We start from the raw sequence: 1,221 nt of genomic DNA, 5'->3' as shown, positions 1-1,221 counted from the left end.
CGCGGGACGGCGGCGATGAACGACAGACCGCCGGGCACGAATGCGATCAGGAGCAAACCGGTGCCCAACAGAACCGGCGCCAGGCCAGTCCTGGCGCCGAAGCGGTAATGAGCCGCCACACCACCCGCGCCGTGGCACATGGGCAGCGCACCGAACGGCACCAGGAAGAGATTGGCCAGGCCGGTTGTCACCGACAGACGTGCTGGCGAGACCCGGTGTGACTGATCCCCGAAATAATCCCCAACCACCAGGGCCGTCAGAACGATGGCGTTGGTGATGGTCAGCGCCAGTTGTGGCAGCACCAGGATGGAAAAGCCTTGCTGCCATTCATCCATTGACGGCAACTGGGGCATAGAAAAGATCGCCGGATGAGCCGGCAACGGCAGCCCGGGCGAACCTAGCAGGGCCCCGAGAACCATGGCCAGAGCAAGGCCCAGCAGTGCCGCAGGCCAACTGGGGAAAAGTTTCAGGGTGATGGCCAGCAACGCAAGGATAACGAGGCCCAACGGCAGAGAAGTGGCCATCAGTTCCAGGCTCATGCTGGCCAACAACAAACCCAGCCCCAGCTGAAGGCCGCTCAGCACCGACCCCGGCACCAGGCGGGCCGCCCGGTTGATCCACCCGGTTGAACCCAGAAGCAAGAGAATGGCACCGATCAGAACGCCACTGGCGATAAGGCTCTGGGCACTGACCTGGGTGGTAAGCAGGAGCGCGGCCACCGCTTTCATGGGCTGCACGGGAACCGGCAGACGATAATACAGCCCGGTCGCAATATAGAAGACGGCAAACCCCAGCAGCACCGGTACCGGCGCCAGTCCGGCCACGCCAATGGCCCCGAGACTCAGCGGCAGCAAGGTGCCAATATCCCCCAGCGCACCACTGAGTTCGTGAATAAGATTCTTTCCGGCCGAACGCTTGTCTCCGTTCGAACCTTGCATTCCCGTCGAACCCATGCGGGCTCCTGCCTGATTGGTCTGTTTATTGTTGTGGTTCAAGCGTTATACATCACTTTACCAAGCTCACTTATATCATACCCCCCCAACGCCTCGGCGCGCTGAACAAAACGCTCGCAACGGGCGAACTCCAGCAAACGCTGCATGGCCGGCTCGAAGTAATGGCGCCTGCGCATGGCCAGGTCAAAGTGCTCCTGCTGCAGGGGAATAAATGCCAGCCCCTGGCGCCTGGCAGCCGCTTCAATACCCACGCCCACATCCGCCTCCC

2 protein-coding genes are annotated in these 1,221 nt (G+C 61.9%); both read right to left on the bottom strand.

What is annotated here, in order from left to right; translation table 11 throughout:
- Positions 1 to 995: putative sulfate/molybdate transporter (locus WH5701_RS00650; protein ID WP_198005106.1), on the bottom strand; the 995-nt coding region annotated here is incomplete at its 3' end.
- The coding region (locus WH5701_RS00645) for a substrate-binding domain-containing protein (RefSeq protein ID WP_006169897.1) at positions 992 to 1,221 on the bottom strand (230 nt) is incomplete at its 5' end. The genes WH5701_RS00650 and WH5701_RS00645, both read right to left, overlap by 4 nt.

The sequence above is a fragment of the Synechococcus sp. WH 5701 genome (assembly GCF_000153045.1).
Lineage (GTDB): Bacteria > Cyanobacteriota > Cyanobacteriia > PCC-6307 > Cyanobiaceae > Regnicoccus_A > Regnicoccus_A antarcticus.
The sequence above is the reverse complement of the archived record's forward strand: the minus strand, read 5'-3'. Positions and strand labels throughout refer to the sequence as shown.